The sequence below is a fragment of the Cellulomonas humilata genome (assembly GCF_013359775.1).
GTDB classification, from domain to species: domain Bacteria; phylum Actinomycetota; class Actinomycetes; order Actinomycetales; family Cellulomonadaceae; genus Cellulomonas; species Cellulomonas humilata.
Genome location: NZ_JABMCI010000060.1, coordinates 145,335 through 168,287 on the forward strand (window position 1 = coordinate 145,335; position 22,953 = coordinate 168,287).

A 22,953-nucleotide genomic window follows, 5' to 3' on the forward strand; every position below is an offset into this window, starting at 1 on the left:
GGCTACTCGTCCCACACGATCGACGCGATCATGGCCTCCATGTCCTCGTAGTAGCGCGCGTCCTGCGTCGGGTGGAGGTAGCCGAACGCGTAGGTGTAGCCGCCGTGGTCGACCAGCCAGTCCGTGAGCCGGGGTACGGCATCCGGGCCGAACGCGCGGTCCACGCGGACCACCTCGCCGAACGGTGTGGTCACCAGGGCGGGGTTCATGCTCGTCATGCTCTCCCGGTCAGCCAGCTGGACCGCGACGGCGGCGCGCGCTCCGCCCGTCTCCTCGACCGTGCCGGTGCACACCCACAACGCCGTGTGCTCGGGCGCGAGCCTGACCATGTACGTGCCCGCGCCGGGCGCGTTTCGGCTGTCCTGCGGGACCGGGGAGGAGAGCGAGAAGCCGGGGCAGTCCGCGAGTGCCACGTGCAGCGGGTTCGGCAGCGCGGAGGCCCCGTCGGCGGTCAGGGTCTCGGTCTTCCACCGGGCCGGGTTCGTGCCCGGGTCGTCGCGGGCCAGGAGAGCGATCACCGTGGCGCCGCTGGCGACGACGAGCGTGCCGGTGACGATGAGGCCGATGGTCGAGCTGCGCACACGTTCCCCCTCGGATCGGGGGAGAGCGTACGGGTGGTCAGGTGCCTGTCGGGGTCCTGTCACCCGTCCGGCCGACCACCAGCCGGTTGACCACGTAGAGCACCACGCCGATGGCCAGCAGGAGGCCGGCGCGCAGGTAGACGTCCGCGTCCCGGCCCGTCAGCGGTGACGCGAGCAGCAGGGACACCAGGGCGCCGAGCACGGGGATCCACGTGGGGGCGCGGAACGAGGGGCCGTCGTCGCCCTCGGCGGGCTCGTCGTCCGGCTCCTTGCGCAGCACCAGCACGGAGATGTTCACCACGACGAACACCAGCAGCAGGAGCAGGACGGTGGTGTCGGCGAGGCCGGCCAGGTCGCCGGTGCTCACCAGCGTGAGCGCGATGAGCACGGTGAACGCGATGGCCACGTACGGCGTCTGGCGCTTCTCGTGCACCCGGCCGAGGACCCGGGGCACGATGCCCTCGCTGGACATCCCGTAGACCAGGCGCGACGCCATGATCATGTTGATGAGCGCGGTGTTGGTGACCGCCAGCAGCGCGATGACCGCGAACAGCCCGGGCGGGAACGTCAGGCCCGCCACCTTGACCACCTCGAGCAACGGGCCGGTGGACCCGGCGAGCGTCTCGGTGTCCACGAGCATCGACGTCGTGAGCGCGACCCCGAGGTAGATGAGCCCGGCGATCGCGAGGCCGCCGAACAGGGCGCGGGGGAAGTCGCGGCGCGGCTTCTTCGTCTCCTCCGCCAGGTTGACCGAGTCCTCGAAGCCGAGCAGCGCGTAGAAGGCCAACGCGGTCGCGCCGAGGACCGCGATCCACGGCGTCCCGTCGGTCTCCAGCTCCATCGTGCGGCCCGGCTGGCCGTCGCCGCTGATCAGGGCCCAGGCGCCGATCGCGAGGATGACCAGCAGGCCGGTCGCCTCGACGAGGGTGAGCACCACGTTCACCCGCACCGACTCCGAGATGCCGATCAGGTTGACCGCCGTGATCGCGAGCAGGAAGAACCACGCGGCGGCCAGTGTCGGGACCGTGACGAACTCCGCCAGGTAGTCGCCACCGAACGCCCGGGCCGCCGCGGACGCGCTGGTGATGCCGGACATCATCACGGCGAACGCGACCATGAACGTGAGGAACGGGCGCCTGAACGCACGGTTGGCGTAGAGCGCGGCGCCGGCCGCCTGCGGGAACCGTCCCACCAGCTCCGCGTAGGACGCCGCGGTCAGCCCGGCCAGCACGAACGCGCACAGGAACGGGAGCCAGATGGCGCCGCCCACCTCGGCGGCGACCTTGCCCGTCAACGCGTAGATGCCGGCACCGAGGATGTCGCCGACCACGAACAGCAGGAGCACCCTGCGCCCGATGGTCCGCTTCAAGGGTGTCGTCGTGACTGCCTGGTCGCTCATCGTCGCCTCCCACAACCAGTCTTCTGCGCGGGGCTCCCCGGCGCGCGTCGACGGGGAACCTTGCCTACGCTCGGACACTCAGCCGAGTTCGGGAGGACTACGCATGATCAAGCGAACCGTGTTCGTCGCCGGTGTCTCTGCGGGGTACCTGTTGGGCACCCCGTCCGGGCGTCGGCAGCTGGAGAAGATCAAGGTCTGGGCCGGGGACGTCTGGCGGGACCCGCGCGTGCAGGGGTACGTCCAGGAGTACGAGGCGCAGGCGACCGCGTTCGCCAAGAAGCAGGGTGCCGCGGTGTGGGAGAAGGCCGTCGACACCGCCAAGGGCGCCGTGTCGTCGTCGACCACCAAGTACCCGACGGACGACTCGTCCCCGACGGTCGTCGAGCCGTTGCTGGACGCGGACGACGCCAACCCCGGGCAGCGGTGACCCCCACCCCGCTTCCGGCCGCTCCCGGTCAGGAGTCGGTCTGGGACTACCCGCGGCCGCCCGCGGTCGAGCCGACGTCCGAGCTGGTTGTCGTGACGCTCGGTGGCGTGCCGGTCGCGTCGACCACCTCGGCCGTGCGGGTGCTCGAGACCAGCCACCCGCCCGTGTACTACCTGCCGCTCGACGCCTTCGAGCCGGGCGTGCTGGAGCCCGCCGCGGGCTCGTCGGTGTGCGAGTTCAAGGGCGTCGCGTCGTACGTCTCCGTGCGCGTCGGGGGGCGGACCCTGTCGCGCGTCGGCTGGACCTACCCGGCGCCGCTGCCGGGGTACGAGGTGCTTTCCGACCGGGTCGCGCTCTACGCCACCGACCTGTCCTGCACGGTCGACGGCGAGGTGGTGGAGCCGCAGCCCGGCGGGTTCTACGGCGGCTGGATCACCTCACGGGTCGTCGGCCCGTTCAAGGGAACGCCGGGAACGCTCGGCTGGTAGTCGTTGACATGTGACTAATTGGTCACCTATCGTCGTCGGCATGGACGAGGACCTGGTGTTCAAGGCACTTGCGGACGCCACCCGTCGCCACCTGCTCGACCAGCTCTACACGCGTGACGGCCGCACGCTGACGGAGCTGGAGCAGGACCTCGAGATGACCCGGTTCGGGGTCATGAAGCACCTCAAGGTGCTCGAGGAGGCGGGCCTCGTCGTCACGCGCCGATCGGGGCGGGAGAAGCTCCACTTCCTCAACGCCGTCCCGATCCAGCTGATCCACGAGCGGTGGATCGACAAGTACGACGTGCTCGGCGCCGAGCGCCTGCACGCGCTGACCGACCTCAAGACAGCCCTGGAGACCACCATGTCCACCCAGACCGACACGGCCACCACGACCGTTCTCGTCAACCGCATCTGGATCAAGGCCGACGCCGCCACCGTGTGGAAGGCCATCACCTCGCCGGAGTGGAACGCCCGCTACGGCTACAAGAGCCCGTCCACGTTCGACCTCACGCCCGGCGGCGCGTTCACCACGCTCCCGTCGGCAGACATGGTCGCCTACGGCACCCCCGCCGACCAGCCGATCCTCGACGGCGAGGTGGTCGAGGTCGTGGAGAACTCCCGCCTCGTGCTCACCTGGCGCACGCTGTGGGACGACGAGGCCCGTGCGGAGGGGTTCACGCGGCTCACCTACGAGCTCGAGCCCCGCGGCGAGGGCGTCACGCAGCTGACCCTGGTCCACGACGTCACCGACGCTCCGCGCACTGCGGCACTCATCTCGGGCGACCTGCCGCAGTTCGGCGGCGGCTGGCCGCAGATCCTGTCGGACCTCAAGACGCTCCTGGAGACGGGCACGTCGCTGGAGGCCTGAGGGCTGTCGCACGGGCCGGTCGCTCAGGCGGCCGGCCCGTCGTCGCGCCCGGGGCCGCGAGTTCGTGAGTTCCCGCCGACTTCGGTTGCTAGAGCAGCCGAACTCGACGGAAACTCACGAACTCGCCGGGCGGCCGAGCAGGCGGAGGGCCTCGTCAGCGATCGCGGCCGGAGGGCCGGTGACCGGGACGTCCACCCCGTCCTCGTCGGCAGTCAGCGGCTCGAGCGCCGCCAGCTGGCTGGCCAGGAGGGTCGCCGGCATGAAGTGGCCGGTGCGCTCCGCGAGGCGGCGGGCGAGCTCGTCCGGTGGGACGACCAGGTGCACGAACCGCACGCGGCCCTGGGCCGTGCGCAGGACGTCGCGGTAGGACCGGCGCAGCGACGAGCACGTCACGACGGTGGATCCACCGGCCGCCGTCATCGCGTCCCGGATGGCGCGCAGCCACGGACCGCGGTCGTCGTCGGTGAGCGCCCGGCCCGCCCGCATGGACTCGACGTTGGCCGGGGGATGCAGGTCGTCGCCCTCGATCAGCGGGATCCCGAGGCGCTCGGCCAGCAGGAGCGCCGTCGTCGACTTCCCGGTACCGGACACCCCCATGACGACAAGGTGCTCGGGCTGGCTGGTCACGGTCGACAGCCTCCCACGGACGAGCGCGTCTCCTCGGGCAACTAAACTCGCCCGATGCCCTCGTTCGTCGTCGACACGACACCCCTGCGTGTCAGCCCGGCGTTCCGGCGGCTGTGGTGGGGGCTGTCGATCTCCAACCTCGGGGCGCAGCTGACGGTCGTCGCGGTCGGGCTCCAGGTGTACGCGCTCACCGGGTCGACCGCGTCGGTCGGCATCCTCGGGCTGTGCGCGCTGGTGCCGCTGGTGTTCTTCGGGCTGTACGGCGGGGCGATCTCGGACCACTACGACCGCCGCAAGGTCGCCCTGATCGCGTCGGTCGTGGCGTGGGCCGCGACCATCGGGCTGGCCGTGCAGGCGTGGCTCGGCAACTCGCAGGTGTGGGTGCTGTTCGCACTGGTCGCCGTGCAGTCGGGGGCGTTCGCGGTGAACCAGCCGGCGCGGTCGGCGATCATCCCGCGGCTGCTCGACCCGACGCTGCTGCCCGCCGCGAACGCCCTCCAGACGCTCGGGTTCAGTGTCGCGTTCACCGTCGGCCCGCTGCTGGGTGCGTTCCTGGTGGCCGCGTTCGACTACGGCGTCGCCTACACGCTCGACGCCCTGCTGTTCACCGCCGCGCTGGTCGCGCTCTTCCGCCTGCCGGCCCAGCCGCCGGAGCCCTCGGACACGCGACGCCAGCACGCGGGGCTGGCGTCGGTCATCGACGGGTTCCGGTACCTGGGCACGCAGAAGAACGTGCGGATGACGTTCGCGGTGGACCTGGTCGCCATGATCACCTCGTCGCCGCGCGTGCTGTTCCCGGCGGTCGGGCTGGTCTACCTGGGTGGGGGCGCGACGACCACCGGCGTCATGGCCGCGTCGGCGGCGGTCGGCGTCGGGCTGGCGGGGCTGTTCTCCGGCGGGCTGACCCGGATCCGCTGGCAGGGCCGGATCATCGCGGTCGCCATCACGGTCTGGGGCCTCGCGATCGCCGGGTTCGGGCTGGTCCTCGTCCTCGCCGGCCGGGCGCACCCGGACCAGGTGCTCTGGCTGGCGCTCGCGATCGCGGTGTTCATGCTCGTGGTCGCTGGGGCGGCCGACGCGATCAGCTCGGTGTTCCGGCAGACCATCCTGCAGACCGCGACGCCCGACGACATGCGCGGGCGGCTCCAGGGCGTGTTCATCGTCGTCGTCGCGGGCGGACCCCGGCTGGGCGAGGCGCTGCTCGGCGGGGCGGCGTCGAAGGTCGGCGAGGGCTGGGCCGCGGTGGTCGGCGGGCTGCTCTGCGTGGTGCTCCTGTGGGTGCTGGTGCGGACGCAACGTTCGTTCTGGGACTACGACGCGCGGCACCCGGTGCCCTGACGAGACCGCGACTGCGGCAGTTCGCCCGAGCGCGGCAGTCGGAACTGCCGCGCCCGGCGCAGAGTGCCGCGTTCAGGGCCGCGGCACGTTGCGGAGGTTCGAGCGGGCCATCGCCATGACCTCGCCCAGCCCGCCGCCGAGCACCTCCTTGCTCATGGCCGCGGTGAACCCCGACACCTGCGCGCGCGTGATCTTCGGCGGCAGCGACAGGGCGCGCGGGTCGGTGACCAGGTCGATCAGCGCGGGACCGTCGTGCGAGAACGCCTCGCGCAGCGCGGCCCGGATCTGCGTGGGCTGCTCGACGCGGACCGACGGGATGCCGATCGCCGACCCGATCGCCGCGTAGTCGATCGGGGGGCTGTCGGTGGCGTAGGAGGGCAGCCCGTCGACGAGCATCTCGAGCCGGACCATGCCGAGCGTCGCGTTGTCGAACAGGACGATCTTCACGGGCAGGTCCAGAGCCTTCACGGTGATGAGCTCGCCCAGGAGCATCGACAGGCCGCCGTCCCCGGCCATCGCGACCACGTGCCTGCCGCCACCGGACAGGGCCGCGCCGATCGCGTGCGGGACGGCGTTCGCCATCGACCCGTGCAGGAACGACCCGATCACGCGCCGGCGACCGTTGGGCGTGATGTACCGGGCGGCCCACACGTTGCACATGCCGGTGTCGACCGTGAACACGGCGTCCTCGGGCGCCTCCTCGTCCAGCACCACGGCGGCGAACTCCGGGTGGATCGGCTGGGTGTGCTCGACGTCCTTGGTGTACGCGCCGATCACGCCGCTCATGGCCCGGTGGTGCTTCTTGAGCATCTGGTCGAGGAACCGGTGGCTCCTCTTCGGCTTCACGAGGGCGAGCAGCGCGGTGGCGGTCTCGCCGACGTCGCCGAGGACGACCACGTCGTTGCGTGTCCGCCGGCCGAGTCGCGTCGGCTCGATGTCCACCTGCGCGGTGCGGACGCCGGACGGGAGGAACTGGTCGTACGGGAAGTCGGTGCCCAGCAGGAGCAGCAGGTCGGCGCCCTCCATGGCCGACTGGCACGCGCCGTACCCGAGCAGCCCGGACATGCCGACGTCGAACGGGTTGTCGACCTGGATGACCTCCTTGCCGCGCAGGCTGTGACCGACCGGCGCGTTCAGCGCCCGCGCCAGGGCCAGCACCTCGGTGCGCGAGCCGCGCACGCCTGCCCCGGCGAAGATCGTCACCTTCCCCGCGGCGTCGATGGCGTCGGCGAGCGCGCGCACCGCGCCCTCGTCGGGCACCACCCGCGGGGCCGGTGGGGGAGTGAGGACGTCGATGCCGGCCTCGGGCGCGTCGAGGTCCGCGACGTCACCGGGCAGGGTCAGCACCGCGACGCCGGGGGCGCCGTAGGCGTGGTGGATGGCGGAGCGGATCACCCGCGGCGCCTGGGCGGCCGTCGAGATCATCTCGGAGTACACCGAGCACTCGAGGAACAGCCGGTCCGGGTGGGTCTCCTGGAAGAACTGGGTGCCGATCTGCGCGCTGGGGATGTGCGACGCGATGGCCAGGACCGGGACGCGGGACCGGTTGGCGTCGTACAGCCCGTTGATCAGGTGCAGGTTGCCCGGCCCGCACGAGCCGGCGCACACGGCCAGCCGACCCGTGAGCTCGGCCTCCGCGGCGGCCGCGAACGCCCCGGCCTCCTCGTGCCGCACGTGCACCCACGCGATGTCGACGCCGTCCTCGCGCGCCCGCCGGACGGCGTCGACCACCGGGTTCAGGCTGTCGCCGACGATCCCGTAGATGTGCCGCGCACCGGCGGCGACCAGCTGGGCGACGAGCAGGTCGGCGATGGAGCGACGTCGTGCCACGGGGACCTCCGGAGGTGGTGGGCGGTCTCCCATGGTCAGCCCGAGCCGCCGACCTCGCACGGCCGGGCGTGGTGTCAGTCGAGGGCCGTGACGTACCGGGTGGCGGTGTCGAGGGCCGTCGCGACAGCCTGGCCGGGGGTGTCGCCGACCACCTGCACGCGGATGACGAGGCTGTCGCGCGCGGCCCAGAGGAGCGCCGTGGAGTAGGGGTCCGCGGCGACGCTGCCGTCGTCCTGGAACGACGCCTCGTCGCGCGAGAGCACCCACGCCGTCCAGCCAGGCAGGTCGACCTCCGCCACGCCGGCCTCGGAGACGACGGTCCGCGGCATGTAGGAGCCGTCGGCGTTGTCCACCCGGGGCGTCTCCTTGTCGGCGGCCCAGCCCTCGAGGTCGGCGGCCTCCGTCGCGACGGCGGTCTGCGCCGAGTCCGCGTCGCGCAGCTCGTAGACCTCGATCGCCCGGCTCGCGCCGCCGGCGAAGGGCAGCGCAACCGGGTCACCCAGGGCGAAGGCGTGGCCCGCCAGGGATGCGGCCCGCAGGTCGCCGAGCGCGGGGTTGCCGCACTGGGGCAGGGTCGGGCTGGCGGCGGTCTCCTCGGCGAGCTTGTCGAGGTACTCCTGCGCCTCGGGGGAGCCCGGCTCGTACTCGTCGCAGTGCGTGACGGCTGCGGTGGGCAGGAGCGTCCCGGTGAGCGCGGCCGTCGCCTCCTCGAATGTCAGAGGCGCGCGCGTCGGGGTCGAGGTGGCCGACGCTGACCCTGCCGGGTCGCTGCCGCCGTCCGCGGAGCACCCGGCGAGGACGACGATCGCGAGGGCTGCGGCGGCAAGGCGGGCGGGATGCATCCGCCCATCCTCACCTACCTGCGGGCGCGCCCACGTCGTCTCGTCCGTGGAGGGACGCGAGCGCCGCGTGCAGGTTCGCCGTCACCGCCGCGCGGTGCGGCTCCACCCAGTCGCCGTCGAACTTCCGGGGCGTGATCTCGATCATCATCACCAGGCAGAGCCGCATCCGGTACAGCTCCAGGCGGGCCCGGGCGGACGGGCTGTCGACGTCGAGCGGGCCGTAGCCCTCGAGGACTGCGGGCGTCCCGGGCTCGCGGCCCATCGGGTCGATGCCGACGAGGTCGGCCAGCGGGTCGCCCCAGAACGCGCGCTCCGGGTCGATGATCCCGACGACCTCACCGGTGACGGGGTCGACGAACACGTTCCCGGCCCAGAGGTCGGTGTGCACCAGCGAGGGACGGGCGACGTCGTCGAGCACGTGCCGGTGCGTCTCGAGCGCCGCGCGGACCTCGTCGGCGGGCACGGGCACCGACCACCGCGCGGCGTCGTCGAGGAGCTCGTCGATCATCGCGCCGAACGACGACGCCCACGACGACTCCTGCCGGCCGCACGGGTAGCCGTAGGCCGGTCCGTCGATCGCGTGCAGCGCCGCCAGCACGGCTCCGGTCTCCCGCTCCGCGCGCACGGTCCGGGGGTCCGACGACGCCGGCCCGAAGCCCGCGTCGACCCACGGCACGCCCGGCAGGTGGCTGACCACGAGCGCGTCGCTCGGCAGCAGCGTCCGGGAGAAGTCGGTGTGCAGCACCTGCGGCATGAGCAGCGCGGGCCGCTGCGCGGCGAGACCGTAGACGAGCGCCTCGGCGCGCAGCAGGTCGTGCTCGTAGGTGAGCAGACCGTCCGTGCCGACGGGCGCGGTCTTCACCACCACGCGCTCGCCGTCGGCCAGGGTCACCCGGTACGTCGTCGCGAACTGCCCGCCCGTGAGCAGCTCGGCGTCGGCGAGCCGGCCGATCGGGGCGACGAGCGAGGTCAGGGCGTCGATCACGCGTCGAGGGTACCGACCGAGCGCGACGGCTCGACGGACTCCGCGACCTCGCACGCCGCCACGGCCGCGCCGCCGGTCGCGGACGGCGACCCGGCCTCCACCGAGTCGTGCACGTGCTCGCCGGCGTCGCCGCGCAGGGTCCGCAGCGCGGCGAGCGTCGCGACGACGGCCGCCCCGGCGGAGACGACGACGACGAGGAACCCGGCGTGCGACCCGTTGACGTCGATCTGTGCCCCGGCCACCGACGACCCGATGGACACCCCGACGCCGAGCGACGTGCCCACCCAGGTCAGCCCCTCCGTCAGGCGCTCCCGGGGCACCAGGTCCTGCACCAGACCGTTGCCGTTGATGAGCGTCGGCGCGATCGCGAACCCGGTGACGAACATGACGGCGGCGAGCGCCACGAGCGACTGCACGAGGAAGAAGAAGCAGACGCCGATCGCCAGCGCGACCATCCCGGTGGCGAACCGCAGGTACAGGGGTCGCTTCCACACCCGCGTGCCGTAGAGCAGCCCGGAGATGAGCGACCCGAGCGCGAAGATCGCCAGGATGACCCCCGCGGCCCCCTTGGAGCCGGACTCCTCCGCGAACGCGACCGTGGCCACGTCGGTGGCGCCGAAGATCGAGCCCATCGCGACGAACACGATCGCCAGCACGACCATGCCCGGCCTGCGCAGCACGGACCCCTTGGGGCGCGGGCTGCCGACCGGCGCGGGCGGCGGCTCGGTGCTGCGCAGGGAGAGGAACCAGTAGCCGCCCACCAGCATGGCGACCAGGGGGACGACCAGCCCGGCCGACGGGGCGACGCTGGTGGCGAGCACGGTGGCCAGCACGGGCCCGACGATGAAGACGAGCTCGTCGAGCGCCGACTCCAGCGAGTAGGCGGTGTGCATCCGGTGCGGGTCCGCCCCGAGCACGCGGGCCCAGCGCGCCCGGACCAGCGACCCGAACGAGCCGATCCCCGCGCCGGTGACCACCGCGGCGGCGTACAGCCACGCCTCGTGCGCCTCCTGCGACGCGGCGACGACGACGCCGACCAGCCCGACCGCCGCGAGGGCCACGGCGGGACGCATGACCCGGGACTGCCCGTGCCGGTCCACCAGCCGGGCCAGCTGCGGCGAGCAGATCGCCTGGGCGATGACGTAGACCGCGGAGACGCGACCTGCCAGGCCGTAGGAGCCGTAGATGGTGGACACCATGAGCACGATGCCGATGCCGACCATCGACATGGGCAGCCGGGCGAGCACACCGGCACCGGAGAACGCGAGGGCCCCGGGACGCGTCAGCACGTCGCGGTACGGCTGGAGCATGCAGTCAGTGTGTCATCAGGGCTACCGCCTGAGCGCGCCGTGCCCCACCATTCATGGCATGACGGACGTGCAGGTCAGCGACGCCCCCGACAACCACCGGTTCGAGGCGCGCAACCCCGACGGCGAGCTGCTCGGGTTCTCGGTGTACGACACCATCGGGACCACCGTGGTGTTCACGCACACCGAGGTGGACCCGGCGTTCGAGGGTCAGGGCATCGCGTCCACGCTCGTGCAGGCCGCCCTCGACTCGGTCCGCGCCAGCGGGCGGGACGTCGTCGCGTTCTGCCCGTACGTGAAGGCGTGGCTCGGCCGGCACCCCGACTACCAGGACCTCGTGCGCGCGCCCCAGGGCTGACGCGCTACGCCCCGAGCGCCGCCGACACCACGTCCTTCGCCTCCGCCTGCACCTGCGCCAGGTGCTCGGCGGACACGAACGACTCGGCGTAGATCTTGTAGACGTCCTCCGTGCCGGACGGCCGGGCGGCGAACCACGCGTTCTGGGTCGTCACCTTGAGCCCGCCGATCGCCGCGTCGTTGCCGGGTGCGTTGGTCAGCCGCGCGGTGATCGCCTCGCCGGCCAGCGTGGTCGCGGTGACCTGGTCGGGGGTGAGCTTCGACAGTGTCGCCTTCTCGTCGCGGGTGGCGGCGGCGTCGACCCGGGCGTACCAGGACTCGCCGAACTCCGCGACGAGCTCCTGGTGGTGCACCGACGGTGACTTCCCGGTGGTCGCCAGGATCTCCGAGGCCAGCAGCGCCGGCAGGATGCCGTCCTTGTCGGTGGTCCACACGGTGCCGTCCTTGCGCAGGAACGACGCCCCCGCGGACTCCTCGCCGCCGAACCCGACCGACCCGTCCACCAGCCCGGGCACGAACCACTTGAACCCGACCGGCACCTCGAGCAGCCGCCGACCGAGCTTGGCCGCGACCCGGTCGATCAGGCTCGACGACACGAGGGTCTTGCCGATGGCCGTGCCGTCCCCCCAGCCCTGGCGAGCACCGCCGTAGAGGTAGGAGATGGCGACCGCGAGGTAGTGGTTCGGGTTCATCAGCCCGTCGGACGTGACGATGCCGTGCCGGTCGGAGTCGGTGTCGTTCCCGGTGGCGATGTCGAACGGGGCCGGGTCGCCCGACATGCGGCCGACCAGCGACGCCATCGCGTACGGCGACGAGCAGTCCATCCGGATCTTGCCGTCCCAGTCGAGCGTCATGAAGCCGAACTGCGGGTCGACCGACGGGTTCACCACCGTGAGGTCGAGTCCGTAGTACTCGCCGATCTCGCCCCAGTACTCCACGGAGGCGCCGCCCAGGGGGTCCGCGCCGATCCGGACGCCGGCCGCGCGGATGGCCTCGATGTCGATCACGTTGGCCAGGTCCGCCACGTAGGAGGACAGGTAGTCGTGCTTGAGCGTCGTGTCCGCCGCCAGGGCCGCCTCGGCGCTGATGCGCGGGACCGACTTCCAGCCGGACGCCAGGATGGCGTTGGCGCGGTCGGCGATCCACCCGGTGGCGTCCGACCCCGCGGGCCCGCCGTGCGGCGGGTTGTACTTGAAGCCGCCGTCGCGCGGCGGGTTGTGCGACGGGGTCACGACGATGCCGTCGGCCAGGCCGGGTCCGACCGTGCGGACGCCCTCGGACGTGCCGGCGCCGTTGTGCCGCAGGATCGCGTGCGAGACGCCCGGGGTGGGCGTCCACGAGTCGCGGGCGTCGACGTGGACCTCGACGCCGGCCGCACCGAGGACCTCGAGCGCGGACCGCCAGGCGGGGTCGGACAGGGCGTGCGTGTCGCGGCCGATGAACAGCGGGCCGTCGGTGCCCTGGTCGCGCCGGTACTCGACGATCGCCGCCGTGATCGCGACGATGTGCGCCTCGTTGAACGCCGTGTCGAGGGCGGAGCCCCGGTGCCCGCTGGTGCCGAACACCACCCTCTGCGCGGGATCGTCGAGGTCGGGCTCGCGGTCGTAGTACGCACCCGCGAGGGCGTCGAGGTCGACGAGGTCGGACGGCTGGGCAGGTGTTCCGGCGCGCGGGTCCATGGCCCTGATCCTCCCCTACGCCCACGGGTCCCGCACACCCCGGCCTGCCCCGACCGGTAACCTTTGCGCCATGGCCAAGAACTCGTCCGACTTCGTGCTGCGCCCGTTCGAGGGGCTCCCCGGTGAGCCCGACTGGGTGGCGCTCAAGGAGCTCGTCCCGGCGGCGACCGCGACCGCGCGCACCACCGAGGAGCACGGCTCCCACGACGTGCTGGTCACCACGGTGCTCCCGACCAGCTGGCCGGCGCTGCACCGCTCGGACGGCGTGATCCTGCTGGCGCTCCAGACCACCAGCAGCTCCAACGACGTCAGCCGCGACCTGGCGCACGCGCTGCTCGAGGCCATCGAGGTCGAGGCCGGCACCGCCGTCGAGACCATCGGGCTGCCCGAGCCGGGACCGCGCCTCCAGGACGTGCTGGACCTGAGCGTGCCGTTCGAGGTCACGGTGCAGGACTCGTTCGCCTACTGGCTGGCTCCCGACACCGAGCGGACCGCGGACCTCCAGGCGGCGATCGAGGAGGCCGACGCCGGCATCATCGACACGATCAAGCTGCCCGGGGCCGACGCCGCGTACTGGTGCCGGATGGGCGCCCGCGAGTTCCTGCGCTGGGCCCAGCCGCACGAGGAGCAGGTGGTGCTCGACGCCCTGGCCCGTCTGCACGCCAAGCGCGCGTCCGGCTTCGAGGGTGCCAAGTTCGTCGGCTACTTCCGCTCCGCCGGGCTGGTCGTCCCCGTGTGGGAGCTGGCCAAGGGCTCGGAGGCCGACGACATCGAGAAGCCGCTGGCCGCGTTCCGTCCCGCGTTCGAGGCAGCGCTCGCGGACACCTCGCCGCTGGACGCCAACGAGCGCCGCGCGCGCGCCGGGCTGGTGGCCCGTCAGGTCACCCTGCGCTGACGAGCGCGGGCCGCTCGGATAGATAGGGTGGCGGACGTGACGCGCACGGGCGGCAAGGCCGCCGACGACCAGGCGACGACGGCTCCTGCGACCCCAGCCGTCGACGGGGTGGTCGACGCGACGACGGTCTCGCCCCCGACCTCACCTGCGGCAGCGCGCAAGGCGGCCGTCGACGAGCGGAAGGCGGCCGCGCACAAGGCCCGCCAGCGCGTGGCCGTGATCATCCCCGCCAAGGACGAGTCCCGGCGCATCGCGGCCACCGTGCGCTCGGCGCGCGCGATCCCGCACGTCGACCTGGTGCTCGTGGTCGACGACGGCTCGGAGGACGACACCCAGCACGTGGCCCGCGAGGCCGGTGCGGTGGTGGTCCGGCACTCGCACAACCGCGGCAAGGCCGCGGCCATGGAGACCGGAGCCGCCGTCGTCGCCATGCGCGACGCCCCGGACCGCCAGCCCCGCATCCTGCTGTTCATCGACGGCGACCTGGGCGAGACCGCGGTCAACACCGCCCCGCTGGTGCCTCCGGTGTTCGAGGGGCACGCGGACCTGTCCATCGCGCTGATCCCGCCGCAGCCGGGTGCCGGTGGCCGCGGGATCGTCGTCGGTGCGGCCCGCCGCGCGATCGTGTCGATGACGGGCTGGACCCCGACCCAGCCGCTGTCGGGCATGCGCTGCCTGACCCGCGCCGCGTTCGAGGCGGCCACCCCGCTGGCCCACGGGTGGGGGGTGGAGACCGGCATGACCATCGACCTGCTGCGCCGCGGGTTCCGCGTCGTCGAGGTCCCCTGCGACCTGCGGCACCGGCCGTCCGGCACCGACCTGCGGGGCCAGCTCCACCGTGCCGCGCAGTACCGCGACGTGCAGCTGGCGGTCAACGCGCGCCGAGTGCGTCGCGCCGCCGGGGCCGTGAAGCGCACCGTGACCCCCGCGCAGAAGCCGCCGCAGACGCACCGCTAGTCCGCGCGCGCAGGTTCCTTCGCCGGCTCGGCGGGGGACAGCTCCCCGTCCGGTTCCCCCAGCCGCCACTGCGCGGCCGCGGCGACCAGGCACGGCACGGCGACCGCGATCCCCGTGGCGGGGACGACGATGCCGGAGTCGTTCATGAGGAACCCGACCGTCAGGGCCGCCGCGATCGCCGCGAACGCCGGCCGGAGCAGGGGGACCGCGCGGGTCAGGCCGGCCAGGGGGCTGCCGGTGCCCATCAGCTCGCCGCGCCGCGGCCGGCCGCCGACGACGACGAGCCAGGTGAGCGCGACTCCGCCGATGGCGGTCACCAGGTAGCGCCAGGACGTCAGCACCCGCAGGTTCACGGCGATCTTGCGGCCGACGACGTCCCACAGGCCGCCGTCGAGCACGGTGGCGAAGAACCGGCCGAGGTGCGTGCGGTCGGCCGCCGGCCGCATCCAGTCGAGGACCGCGAACCCACCGACCACCACGACGCCGACCAGCGCGATCAGCCCGATCCACTTCCAGCTGACCTTGCGCCCGCTCACCACGATGGTCAGCATCGCGAACGCGAGGATCAGGGCGGGCGGGCCACCGAAGTCGCTGCCCAGGCCCGGGGCGCCGTCGACGACCACGAGGATCAGACCGAGAGCGGCGACCACCGCGGTCGCGAGCGCGCGTCGTCCGCGCCGCAGGAGAGGGTCCGCGATCGCGACGGCGAGCAGCAGGCCGGCGGCCGTCAGCAGGGCGAACGCCTGGTTGCTCATCCCGTAGAACCGCGCGGCCAGGACCCGGTGGGCGCCCATCGGGGAGTCGATCACGAGCGTCGAGCCCGTGCAGGCGTCCACGACGAGCACCGCGACCGTCACCCCCGCCACCAGCCCCGCCGGACCGAGCAGGTTGCGCCGCCACGGACCCACCAGTGCGACGACGGTGATGACCGCGATCCAGCCCAGCAGCACCCACCAGAACGTGGTGACCGGCATGTCCGAGCGCCACCAGGGGACCGTGTTGGTGAGGAACGACGCGACCGGCGCGGCGGCGAGGGCCAGCGCGCCCACCTTCAGCACGCGCAGGGCGGGACGCAGCGGTGCGCGGTCGGAGCGGCCGGTGCGGGTGAGGATGATCGCGGCGGCGATGAACAGGACGGCCTGGATGAGCACCAGACGTGTCGAGTACGCCCCGCTGACCCGCGTGACCATGGTGGCGTGGCGCTGCACGTCGAGGAGGTGCGCGACGCGGGCGGTCGCGGCGGAGGTCGGCGGGCCGGGCAGGATCTCGGCGCCGCTCAGGGCCGCGGCGCTGTTGTCCAGCCCGATCCCGTCCAGCAGGGTCGGTGTCACGTCGACGGTCTGGATCACGCCCGCCTGCCGGGTGGAGCCGGAGGTCAGCAGGCTGTCGGCGTACTGCTCGCCGTTCGGCGCGAGCCCGGTGGCGGCGGCCAGCTGGAGCGCGGTGCGTCCGGAGTCCGCGAGCGACACCACCAGCACGGTCGCGCCGGAGCGCTGGGCGCCGGCGATCGCGGCGCCGATCCGGGCGTCGATGGCCTGCGCCTGGAGCGCCCGCGAGGGCTCGAGGATCGCGTCGGGCGTCGAGACCTCGGGGGGCGACGGCTCCTCGAGCACGTCCCCGGGCGCGGTCTCGGTGGGCTGCGGCGTGCTGGGTCGCGCGGTCGTCGCGTACCCGGGGTCGCGCAGCGAGCCGGCGTCGACGACCACCAGCTGCGAGGCGTCGAGGGCGTCGCGCACCGCCCGGGTGATCCCGAGGGTGCTCGTCGGGAGGACCTGGTGGGCGCCGACGGGGATCCCGTCCGTGTCGGCCAGCGCGATCGACGCCCCCGGTCCGATGCCGGTGACCGCGGAGCCGGCGTCGGCCAGCATGTCGCCGAACAGCCCGGGGGTGGCCCCGTACGACTCGGCGTCGGCCGCGGCCACGTAGTCGTCCCAGCCGGGCACCTGGCCGCTCTCGCCCGGGTCGCGCAGGGTGCGGCACGTGCCGTCGTCGGCCCGCACGTCCGCGGCGCGGGTGCCGGTGGAGACCGCCAGCCAGCCGTCGGCGGGGCAGGACCGGGACGCGACGCTCCGGGCGGCGACCAGGCCGATCGCACCCTCGCGGGACAGGCTCCACAGCGCGGGAGTGGTGAGCGTGGTGACGTCGTCCCAGCGCACCCCGGTGACGCCGACGAGAAGCACCGGCGGCGGGGGAGCGGGGTCGTCCGCCGCCTGCGCCGGCGTCGCCAGCAGCATCCCCGCCACGCCGAGCAGCAGGACGAGCACCACGCCGCGGAGCCGGGACGCGCGCGGGTGGGCAGGGGTCAGCACCGTTCCAGGGTACGGGCGCACTACCCTCGACCCCGGCGGCGCTGCGGGGTATCCGTGCAGCGTGCACATCATCTGCACGGGAGGGACGCCATGTCCGAGGGCCTACCGCGGTACGCCTACCTGGGTCCGGCCGGCACGTTCACCGAGGCCGCGCTCCGCCAGGTCGCTGCCGTCGGGGAGTGCGTCGACCTCCCCGTGGCCGACGTGGCCTCCGCCATCGACGCCGTCCGCACGGGCGACGCCGACTTCGCCGTGGTGGCCATCGAGAGCACGGTCGAGGGTGGGGTCACCGCCACGCTGGACAGCCTGGCCGCGGGCGACCCCCTGGTGATCCTGCGCGAGATGCTCGTGCCGGTGCAGTTCACGCTGGCCGCCGCGCCCGGGGTGCGGCTCCAGGACGTGCGACGCATCTCCGCCCACCCGCACGCGTGGGTGCAGTGCCGGCGCTGGCTCGCCCACCACCTGCCGTCCGTGGTGCACGTGCCGGCGACGTCGAACACGGCCCCTGCGGCGCTCATCGCCGCCGGACGGTCCGGCACCGACGCAGCGCTCGGCTTCGACGCCGCCCTCGTCCCGCCCGCCGCCGTGGAGTCCTACGGCCTGGTCCCGCTGGCCGAGAACGTCGCCGACAACGTCTCCGCGCAGACCCGGTTCGTGGTGGTGGGCCACCCCGGCGACGTCCCGCCGGCCACCGGCGCCGACAAGACGACGCTCGTCGTGCACCTGCCCGACAACGAGGCGGGCGCGCTGCTCGCCATGCTGGAGCAGTTCGCGGTCCGGGGCGTGAACCTGTCCCGGATCGAGTCGCGGCCCATCGGCGACGCGCTCGGCCGCTACTCGTTCTCCCTCGACGCCGAGGGGCACATCACCGACGAGCGCGTCGGTGAGGCCGTCATGGGCCTGCACCGCCGCTGCCCGTTCGTGCGGTTCCTCGGCTCCTACCCGCGGGCCGACGCCGTCGAGCCGACCGTGCACGTGGGCACCGCGGACACCGACTTCGTCGGCGCGCGCGCGTGGTTGCAGCAGGTCAGGGGCGGTACCGCGACCTGACGTTCAGGTCGCGGCCACCCGCACCACCAGGGCGGCGTGGTCCACCCGCGCGGACAGCTCGGTCACCCGGCCCACGATGTCGCCGTCCACCTGCACGTGCTCGCCGCCCTGCACCACCACGCGGACTTCCTGCGCGCGGGTGTGGTCGATGCGGCCGATCTTGGCAGGCAGGTCGTTGCGCACGCCCGCGCCCTGGAGCACCACCTCACCGAACAGCTGCGCCCAGCCGGCGATCCCGCCCCGCGTGTCGATCGCCGCGACGTCCAGCCACCCGTCGTCCACCAGCGCGTCGGGCAGCAGCGTGATCCCGCCGGGCAGCTTGCCGCAGTTGCCGATGAGCAGGCTGCGCAGCCGGGTGGACGTCATCGGCTGGTCGTCGAGCCGGACGTGCACGCGTGTGCGTCGGCCGTGCAGGTGCCGCATGCCCGAGACGAAGTAGGCGATCCAGCCGACCCGCGCCTTGAGGTGCTCGTCGGTGTCGGCCACCATCGCGGCGTCGAACCCGAGGCCCGCGATCACCAGGAAGATGTGGTCCCGCGGGAGGTCGACGTCCTCCGCGGGATCGTCGGCATCCTCGTCCTCCCCCTCCCACCGGTGCACCCGCAGCCAGCCGACGTCGATCGTGCGGTCGCGGCCCTCGAGGGCGACCAGCATGGCCGCGAGCGGGTCGCTCAGGGGCAGGTCCAGGTTCCGGGCCAGCAGGTTCCCGGTGCCCAGCGGCATGAGTCCCATGGGCACCCCGGTGCCCACCAGGCCCTCGGCCACCGCCCGCACCGTGCCGTCCCCGCCCATCGCGACCACGACGTCCGCACCCTCCGCGACGGCCTTGCGGGTCTGGCCGACCCCGGGGTCCGCGATCGTCGTCTCGAACCAGAGCGGCACGGGCAGCCCCTGCTCGGCGCACGCCCGCAGCACCGCTGCCCGCAGCGCCGGGACGTCCTGCTTGGAGGGGTTGGCGACGAACGCGACCTGCTGCCCCGTCTCGTCGACGTCCCGCGCCAGCCGGAGCGCCCGCTCGCTCGTCCCGGACCGCGGCGACTCGATCCGCCGCCGCAGCTCGCGCTGCCGCAGCCACAGGACGAGGACCAGCAGGAGCGCGGCGACCGCGGCCACGGCCGCACACACGGCCACCCACGCCTCCCACGTCATGGGCAGAATCTACGGGGCTCGCGACCCGGGACCCCCGAGCCCCGCTGGCCGCCGAGTTCGTGAGTTCCCGTCGAGTTCGGTAGATACAGCTCACGAAGTCGGAGCCAACTCACGAACTCGGGGCTGCGATGCCGCGGCGCGGAGCCGGTGCGAGGTGTCCGGTGCGGGTCTGTAGGGTTCTTGGGTGATCGATCTGCGGCTCCTGCGGGAGGATCCCGACCTAGTCCGCGCCAGCCAGGTGGCGCGCGGCGACGACCCCCACCTGGTCGACGAGGTGCTCGACGCCGACGCGCGCCGGCGCTCCGCACTGACCGAGTTCGAGACGCTCCGGGCCGAGCAGAAGTCCCTGGGCAAGCTGGTGGCGCAGGCGCAGGGCGAGGAGAAGCACGCCCTGCTGGCCCGCGCCAAGCACCTGGCCGAGCAGGTCAAGGGGCTGCAGTCCGACGCCGACGCCGCCGAGACGCGCGCCACCGAGCTGAGCCGCCGGATCTCGAACGTCGTCGAGGAGGGCGTGCCCGCGGGCGGCGAGGACGACTACGTGGTGCTCAAGTACGTCGGGGAGACGCGCGACTTCGACTTCCCCGTCAAGGACCATCTCGAGCTGGGCGAGGGCCTCGCGGCCATCGACACCGAGCGCGGCGCCAAGGTGTCCGGCGCGCGCTTCTACTACCTCACCGGCATCGGTGCGCGCCTGGAGCTGGCCCTGCTCAACGCGGCCGTGGACAAGGCCCTGAGCGCGGGGTTCACGCCTGTCATCACGCCGACGCTCGTCAAGCCCGAGGTCATGGCCGGCACGGGTTTCCTCGGCGCGCACGCGGACGAGATCTACCACCTGCCGGCCGACGACCTGTACCTGGTGGGCACCAGCGAGGTCGCGCTCGCGGGCTACCACATGGGCGAGATCCTCGACCTGTCGGCCGGCCCCAAGCGGTACGCCGGCTGGTCGGCGTGCTACCGGCGCGAGGCCGGCTCGTACGGCAAGGACACCCGCGGGATCATCCGCGTCCACCAGTTCCACAAGGTCGAGGCGTTCACGTACACGACCGTCGAGGACGCCGCCGACGAGCACCGCCGCATCCTCGGCTGGGAGGAGGAGATGCTGGCCCTCGCCGAGCTGCCGTACCGCGTGATCGACACGGCCGCCGGGGACCTGGGCTCCAGCGCCTCCCGCAAGTTCGACTGCGAGGCCTGGCTGCCCAGCCAGCAGCGGTACCTCGAGCTCACGTCCACGTCGAACTGCACCACGTTCCAGGCCCGCCGCCTCGGCATCCGCGAGCGCACGGCGGACGGCTCGATGCGCCCGGTGGCCACGCTCAACGGCACCCTGGCGACCACCCGGTGGATCGTCGCGCTCCTGGAGAACCACCAGCAGGCCGACGGCTCGGTGCGCGTCCCGGAGGGGCTGCGTCCGTACCTGGGCGGCCTCGAGGTGCTGGAGCCGGTGCGATGACCCGCTGCCGCCTCGTGGCCCTCGACGTCGACGGGACGCTCATGTCCTACGACGGCACGATCTCCGACGCCGTGCGCGAGGCGGTCCTCCAGGTGCGCGACGCCGGCCTGCAGGTGGTGCTGGCGACCGGCCGCGGCGTGCACTCCGCGGCGCCCGTGGCCCGGGAGCTCGGGCTGACGGAGGGCTGGGTCGTCTGCTCGAACGGGGCCGTCACCGCGCGCCTCGACCCCGAGGCCGAGAACGGCTACGAGATCGTCCGGGTGGTCACGTTCGACCCCGGCCCCGCGCTGCGCACGATCGTGCTGGAGCTCCCCGACGCCCTGTACGCGGTCGAGGACCTCGGCCTGGGCTTCCGCGTGTCCGCCGACTTCCCCGACGGCGAGCTGTCGGGGGACCTCGAGGTGGTCTCGTTCGAGGAGCTGACCGCGACGCCGGCCACCCGCGTGGTCATCCGCAGCCCGCAGAGCACGCCGCAGGAGTTCCACGAGCTGGTCGAGCGCGTGGGCCTGCACGAGGTCGAGTACGCCGTGGGCTGGTCCGCGTGGCTGGACCTGACGCCCGGCGGCGTGTCGAAGGCGAGCGCGCTCGAGGAGGTCCGCCAGCACCTCGGGGTGCAGCCGCACGCCACCGTCGCGATCGGTGACGGCGGCAACGACGTGCAGATGCTCCGGTGGGCTGCGCGCGGGGTCGCCATGGGCCACGCGCCCGAGGCGGTCCGGGCCGCGGCCGACGAGGTCACGGGCACCATCGACGACGACGGCGCGCTCGCCGTCCTGCGCAGCCTGCTCGTCTGACGTCGCCGTGGACCGTCCACGCTGCTGACGATCTCGTGCGCTCCGAGGGTGTTTCCCCACGATTTCCGTTGTCCACCTGCGTCGAGGTCGACCTGTGACTCAATCGTGACCGTATTGCCCGGTCCCAACGGTTGCGTCTGCTTTGCGTAAAGGCTTGCATCGCTTGCAAGGGTGCCGGGGAACCGCCGGCACCACACCGGAGCATGACGACGTGGAGGTCTCATGAACGGCACACGCAGGCGCCGCAGCTACGTGGCAGCGGCAGCGGCGGGGGCAAGTCTCGCGCTGGTTCTCACGGCGTGCTCGAGCGACGACGACGGCGGCGGTGGGGGCGACGACGCCTCGAGCTCGACCGACTGTGCGGCGTTCGAGCAGTACGGCGACCTCGAGGGCAAGTCGATCAGCGTGTACACGTCGATCGTCGACCCGGAGTCGGTCCAGCAGACCGACTCGTACATCCCCTTCGAGGAGTGCACGGGCGCGACCATCGAGTACGAGGGGTCGCGCGAGTTCGAGGCGCAGCTGCCCGTCCGTCTGCAGGCCGGCAACCCGCCGGACATCGCGTACATCCCGCAGCCCGGCTTCCTCGCGTCGATCGTCGCCGACTACCCCGACGTCGTCGTCGCGGCCCCGCAGGCCGTCATCGACAACGCCAACGAGTACTACACCGAGGGCTGGGTCAACTACGGCACGGTCGACGGCACGCTCTACGCGACGCCGCTGGGCGCCAACGTGAAGTCGTTCGTCTGGTACTCGCCGGCCGCGTTCGAGGAGAACGGCTACGAGATCCCCACCACGTGGGACGACCTCCTCGCCCTCACCGACACGATCGCGGCGGACTTCCCCGACGCCAAGCCGTGGTGCGCGGGCATCGAGTCCGGTGACGCCACCGGCTGGCCGGCCACCGACTGGCTAGAGGACGTGCTGCTGCGCACGGCCGGCCCCGAGGTCTACGACCAGTGGGTCACCCACGAGATCCCCTTCAACGACCCGCAGGTCCTGACCGCCCTCGAGGCCGTCGGCGGCATCCTGAAGAACGCGGACTACGTGAACGGCGGCCTGGGCGACGTCCAGTCCATCGCCACGGCCCCGTGGAACGAGTCGGCGAACGGCATCCCGGACCAGACGTGCTTCCTGCACCGCGCGGCCAACTTCTACCAGGCCAACTGGGACGAGGGCCTCACGGTCGCCGAGGACGGCGACGTCTACGCGTTCTACCTGCCCGGTGAGTCGGCCGACGACAAGCCGCTGCTCGGCGGTGGCGAGTTCGTGACGGCCTTCGCGGACCGTCCCGAGGTCCAGGCGTTCCAGGCGTACCTGTCCAGCCCGGAGTGGGCCAACGCCAAGGCCGCGGCCACCGGCCAGGGCTGGCTGAGCGCCAACAGCGGCCTCGACCCGGAGCTGCTCCAGTCGCCGATCGACAAGCTGTCGTTCGACCTGCTGACCGACGACAGCTACACCTTCCGGTTCGACGGCTCCGACCAGATGCCCGGTGCCGTCGGCGCCGACGCGTTCTGGAAGCAGATGACCGCGTGGATCGCGGAGGACCAGTCCGACGCCGAGACCCTCGACAACATCGAGGCGGCCTGGCCGGCTTCGTCCTGACCGGCTGACGGAACGG

Annotated in this window: 21 protein-coding genes; 11 read left to right on the forward strand and 10 right to left on the reverse strand. The window is 73.0% G+C overall.

Annotation, left to right across the window (positions count from 1 at the left end):
* Positions 1 to 2: 2 nt before the first annotated feature.
* Together HP550_RS08280 and HP550_RS08285 are read right to left on the reverse strand one after the other, a co-directional pair.
* A complete protein-coding gene (locus HP550_RS08280) occupies positions 3 to 581 on the reverse strand; it encodes a hypothetical protein (RefSeq protein ID WP_175347148.1) in 579 nt (192 codons plus the stop codon).
* A gap of 37 nt (positions 582 to 618) precedes the next feature.
* Positions 619 to 1,980, reverse strand: coding sequence for an APC family permease (locus tag HP550_RS08285; RefSeq protein ID WP_175347150.1), 1,362 nt, complete (start codon positions 1,978 to 1,980; stop codon positions 619 to 621).
* Positions 1,981 to 2,083: 103 nt separating this feature from the next.
* Between HP550_RS08285 and HP550_RS08290 the strand changes: the two genes are divergently transcribed.
* The 3 genes from HP550_RS08290 to HP550_RS08300 are packed head-to-tail and all read left to right on the forward strand — an operon-like array spanning position 2,084 to position 3,763.
* Positions 2,084 to 2,407 carry a YtxH domain-containing protein gene (locus HP550_RS08290; protein WP_175347152.1) on the forward strand — a complete coding sequence of 108 codons (324 nt, stop codon included), beginning with the start codon at positions 2,084 to 2,086 and terminating at the stop codon, positions 2,405 to 2,407.
* A complete protein-coding gene (locus tag HP550_RS08295; protein WP_175347154.1) occupies positions 2,404 to 2,895 on the forward strand; it encodes a DUF427 domain-containing protein in 492 nt (163 codons plus the stop codon). Before HP550_RS08290 ends, HP550_RS08295 begins: the two co-directional genes overlap by 4 nt.
* Before the next feature lie 40 nt (positions 2,896 to 2,935).
* Positions 2,936 to 3,763, forward strand: coding sequence for an ArsR/SmtB family transcription factor (locus HP550_RS08300; RefSeq protein ID WP_175347156.1), 828 nt, complete (start codon positions 2,936 to 2,938; stop codon positions 3,761 to 3,763).
* Positions 3,764 to 3,877: 114 nt separating this feature from the next.
* On the opposite strand, the gene HP550_RS08305 is transcribed toward HP550_RS08300, so the two are convergent.
* Positions 3,878 to 4,390 carry a gluconokinase gene (locus HP550_RS08305; protein ID WP_343048051.1) on the reverse strand — a complete coding sequence of 171 codons (513 nt, stop codon included), beginning with the start codon at positions 4,388 to 4,390 and terminating at the stop codon, positions 3,878 to 3,880.
* Positions 4,391 to 4,444: 54 nt separating this feature from the next.
* On the opposite strand from HP550_RS08305, the gene HP550_RS08310 reads away from it, so the two are divergent.
* On the forward strand, positions 4,445 to 5,728 hold the full coding sequence (locus HP550_RS08310; RefSeq protein ID WP_175347158.1) for an MFS transporter: 1,284 nt from the start codon (positions 4,445 to 4,447) through the stop codon (positions 5,726 to 5,728).
* A 72-nt stretch (positions 5,729 to 5,800) separates the two neighbouring features.
* On the opposite strand, the gene HP550_RS08315 is transcribed toward HP550_RS08310, so the two are convergent.
* From HP550_RS08315 to HP550_RS08330, 4 genes are all read right to left on the reverse strand, one after another.
* Positions 5,801 to 7,558 carry a pyruvate dehydrogenase gene (locus tag HP550_RS08315; RefSeq protein WP_343048052.1) on the reverse strand — a complete coding sequence of 586 codons (1,758 nt, stop codon included), beginning with the start codon at positions 7,556 to 7,558 and terminating at the stop codon, positions 5,801 to 5,803.
* Positions 7,559 to 7,632: 74 nt separating this feature from the next.
* Positions 7,633 to 8,400, reverse strand: a complete 768-nt coding sequence (locus HP550_RS08320) for a hypothetical protein (protein ID WP_175347160.1) — start codon at positions 8,398 to 8,400, stop codon at positions 7,633 to 7,635.
* Positions 8,401 to 8,410: 10 nt separating this feature from the next.
* Complete coding sequence (locus HP550_RS08325; RefSeq protein ID WP_343048053.1) at positions 8,411 to 9,385, reverse strand: phosphotransferase family protein; 975 nt, start codon at positions 9,383 to 9,385, stop codon at positions 8,411 to 8,413.
* Positions 9,382 to 10,695: an MFS transporter gene (locus HP550_RS08330; RefSeq protein WP_175347163.1), complete on the reverse strand. Its 1,314-nt coding sequence runs from the start codon at positions 10,693 to 10,695 to the stop codon at positions 9,382 to 9,384. The genes HP550_RS08325 and HP550_RS08330 overlap by 4 nt, the downstream gene beginning before the upstream one ends.
* 58 nt (positions 10,696 to 10,753) lie before the next feature.
* Between HP550_RS08330 and HP550_RS08335 the strand changes: the two genes are divergently transcribed.
* Positions 10,754 to 11,050 carry a GNAT family N-acetyltransferase gene (locus tag HP550_RS08335; protein ID WP_175347165.1) on the forward strand — a complete coding sequence of 99 codons (297 nt, stop codon included), beginning with the start codon at positions 10,754 to 10,756 and terminating at the stop codon, positions 11,048 to 11,050.
* A 4-nt stretch (positions 11,051 to 11,054) separates the two neighbouring features.
* Here HP550_RS08335 and pgm read toward each other — a convergent pair whose 3' ends face one another.
* Positions 11,055 to 12,728 carry a phosphoglucomutase (alpha-D-glucose-1,6-bisphosphate-dependent) gene (pgm, locus tag HP550_RS08340; protein ID WP_175347167.1) on the reverse strand — a complete coding sequence of 558 codons (1,674 nt, stop codon included), beginning with the start codon at positions 12,726 to 12,728 and terminating at the stop codon, positions 11,055 to 11,057.
* Positions 12,729 to 12,798: 70 nt separating this feature from the next.
* Here pgm and HP550_RS08345 point away from each other — a divergent pair, with 70 nt between their 5' ends.
* A complete protein-coding gene (locus HP550_RS08345) occupies positions 12,799 to 13,623 on the forward strand; it encodes a DUF5926 family protein (protein ID WP_175347169.1) in 825 nt (274 codons plus the stop codon).
* A 36-nt stretch (positions 13,624 to 13,659) separates the two neighbouring features.
* The gene (locus HP550_RS08350; RefSeq protein WP_425484431.1) at positions 13,660 to 14,580 is read left to right on the forward strand and encodes a glycosyltransferase family 2 protein; all 921 of its coding nucleotides are present in this window, start codon (positions 13,660 to 13,662) and stop codon (positions 14,578 to 14,580) included.
* Here the strand turns inward: HP550_RS08350 and HP550_RS08355 are convergent.
* Complete coding sequence (locus HP550_RS08355; protein ID WP_343048054.1) at positions 14,577 to 16,889, reverse strand: hypothetical protein; 2,313 nt, start codon at positions 16,887 to 16,889, stop codon at positions 14,577 to 14,579. The two genes, HP550_RS08350 and HP550_RS08355, sit on opposite strands and share 4 nt — an antisense overlap.
* 90 nt (positions 16,890 to 16,979) lie before the next feature.
* On the opposite strand from HP550_RS08355, the gene pheA reads away from it, so the two are divergent.
* Positions 16,980 to 17,939: a prephenate dehydratase gene (pheA, locus tag HP550_RS08360; protein WP_175347171.1), complete on the forward strand. Its 960-nt coding sequence runs from the start codon at positions 16,980 to 16,982 to the stop codon at positions 17,937 to 17,939.
* Between the two features lie 3 nt (positions 17,940 to 17,942).
* Here the strand turns inward: pheA and HP550_RS08365 are convergent, their stop codons facing one another.
* Positions 17,943 to 19,088 carry a diacylglycerol/lipid kinase family protein gene (locus HP550_RS08365; RefSeq protein WP_175347173.1) on the reverse strand — a complete coding sequence of 382 codons (1,146 nt, stop codon included), beginning with the start codon at positions 19,086 to 19,088 and terminating at the stop codon, positions 17,943 to 17,945.
* 184 nt (positions 19,089 to 19,272) lie between these two features.
* On the opposite strand from HP550_RS08365, the gene serS reads away from it, so the two are divergent.
* The 3 genes from serS to HP550_RS08380 all read left to right on the forward strand — a co-directional run bounded on the left by serS (position 19,273) and on the right by HP550_RS08380 (position 22,937).
* Positions 19,273 to 20,538, forward strand: coding sequence for a serine--tRNA ligase (gene serS, locus HP550_RS08370; protein WP_175347175.1), 1,266 nt, complete (start codon positions 19,273 to 19,275; stop codon positions 20,536 to 20,538).
* Positions 20,535 to 21,332: an HAD family hydrolase gene (locus HP550_RS08375; protein ID WP_175347177.1), complete on the forward strand. Its 798-nt coding sequence runs from the start codon at positions 20,535 to 20,537 to the stop codon at positions 21,330 to 21,332. Before serS ends, HP550_RS08375 begins: the two co-directional genes overlap by 4 nt.
* Before the next feature lie 222 nt (positions 21,333 to 21,554).
* The gene (locus HP550_RS08380) at positions 21,555 to 22,937 is read left to right on the forward strand and encodes an ABC transporter substrate-binding protein (RefSeq protein WP_175347179.1); all 1,383 of its coding nucleotides are present in this window, start codon (positions 21,555 to 21,557) and stop codon (positions 22,935 to 22,937) included.
* The last annotated feature ends 16 nt before the right edge of the window (positions 22,938 to 22,953 follow it).

Excerpts from the sequence above, each read along its gene's own strand:
- HP550_RS08335 (WP_175347165.1), top strand. The coding sequence starts at position 10,754 with ATGACGGACGTGCAGGTCAGCGACGCCCCCGACAACCACCGGTTCGAG.
- HP550_RS08380 (WP_175347179.1), top strand. The coding sequence starts at position 21,555 with ATGAACGGCACACGCAGGCGCCGCAGCTACGTGGCAGCGGCAGCGGCG.
- HP550_RS08365 (WP_175347173.1), bottom strand. The coding sequence starts at position 19,088 with ATGACGTGGGAGGCGTGGGTGGCCGTGTGTGCGGCCGTGGCCGCGGTC.
- HP550_RS08330 (WP_175347163.1), bottom strand. The coding sequence starts at position 10,695 with ATGCTCCAGCCGTACCGCGACGTGCTGACGCGTCCCGGGGCCCTCGCG.
- pgm (WP_175347167.1), bottom strand. The coding sequence starts at position 12,728 with ATGGACCCGCGCGCCGGAACACCTGCCCAGCCGTCCGACCTCGTCGAC.
- HP550_RS08290 (WP_175347152.1), top strand. The coding sequence starts at position 2,084 with ATGATCAAGCGAACCGTGTTCGTCGCCGGTGTCTCTGCGGGGTACCTG.
- HP550_RS08300 (WP_175347156.1), top strand. The coding sequence starts at position 2,936 with ATGGACGAGGACCTGGTGTTCAAGGCACTTGCGGACGCCACCCGTCGC.
- HP550_RS08285 (WP_175347150.1), bottom strand. The coding sequence starts at position 1,980 with ATGAGCGACCAGGCAGTCACGACGACACCCTTGAAGCGGACCATCGGG.
- pheA (WP_175347171.1), top strand. The coding sequence starts at position 16,980 with ATGTCCGAGGGCCTACCGCGGTACGCCTACCTGGGTCCGGCCGGCACG.
- HP550_RS08310 (WP_175347158.1), top strand. The coding sequence starts at position 4,445 with ATGCCCTCGTTCGTCGTCGACACGACACCCCTGCGTGTCAGCCCGGCG.
- HP550_RS08375 (WP_175347177.1), top strand. The coding sequence starts at position 20,535 with ATGACCCGCTGCCGCCTCGTGGCCCTCGACGTCGACGGGACGCTCATG.
- HP550_RS08345 (WP_175347169.1), top strand. The coding sequence starts at position 12,799 with ATGGCCAAGAACTCGTCCGACTTCGTGCTGCGCCCGTTCGAGGGGCTC.
- HP550_RS08320 (WP_175347160.1), bottom strand. The coding sequence starts at position 8,400 with ATGCATCCCGCCCGCCTTGCCGCCGCAGCCCTCGCGATCGTCGTCCTC.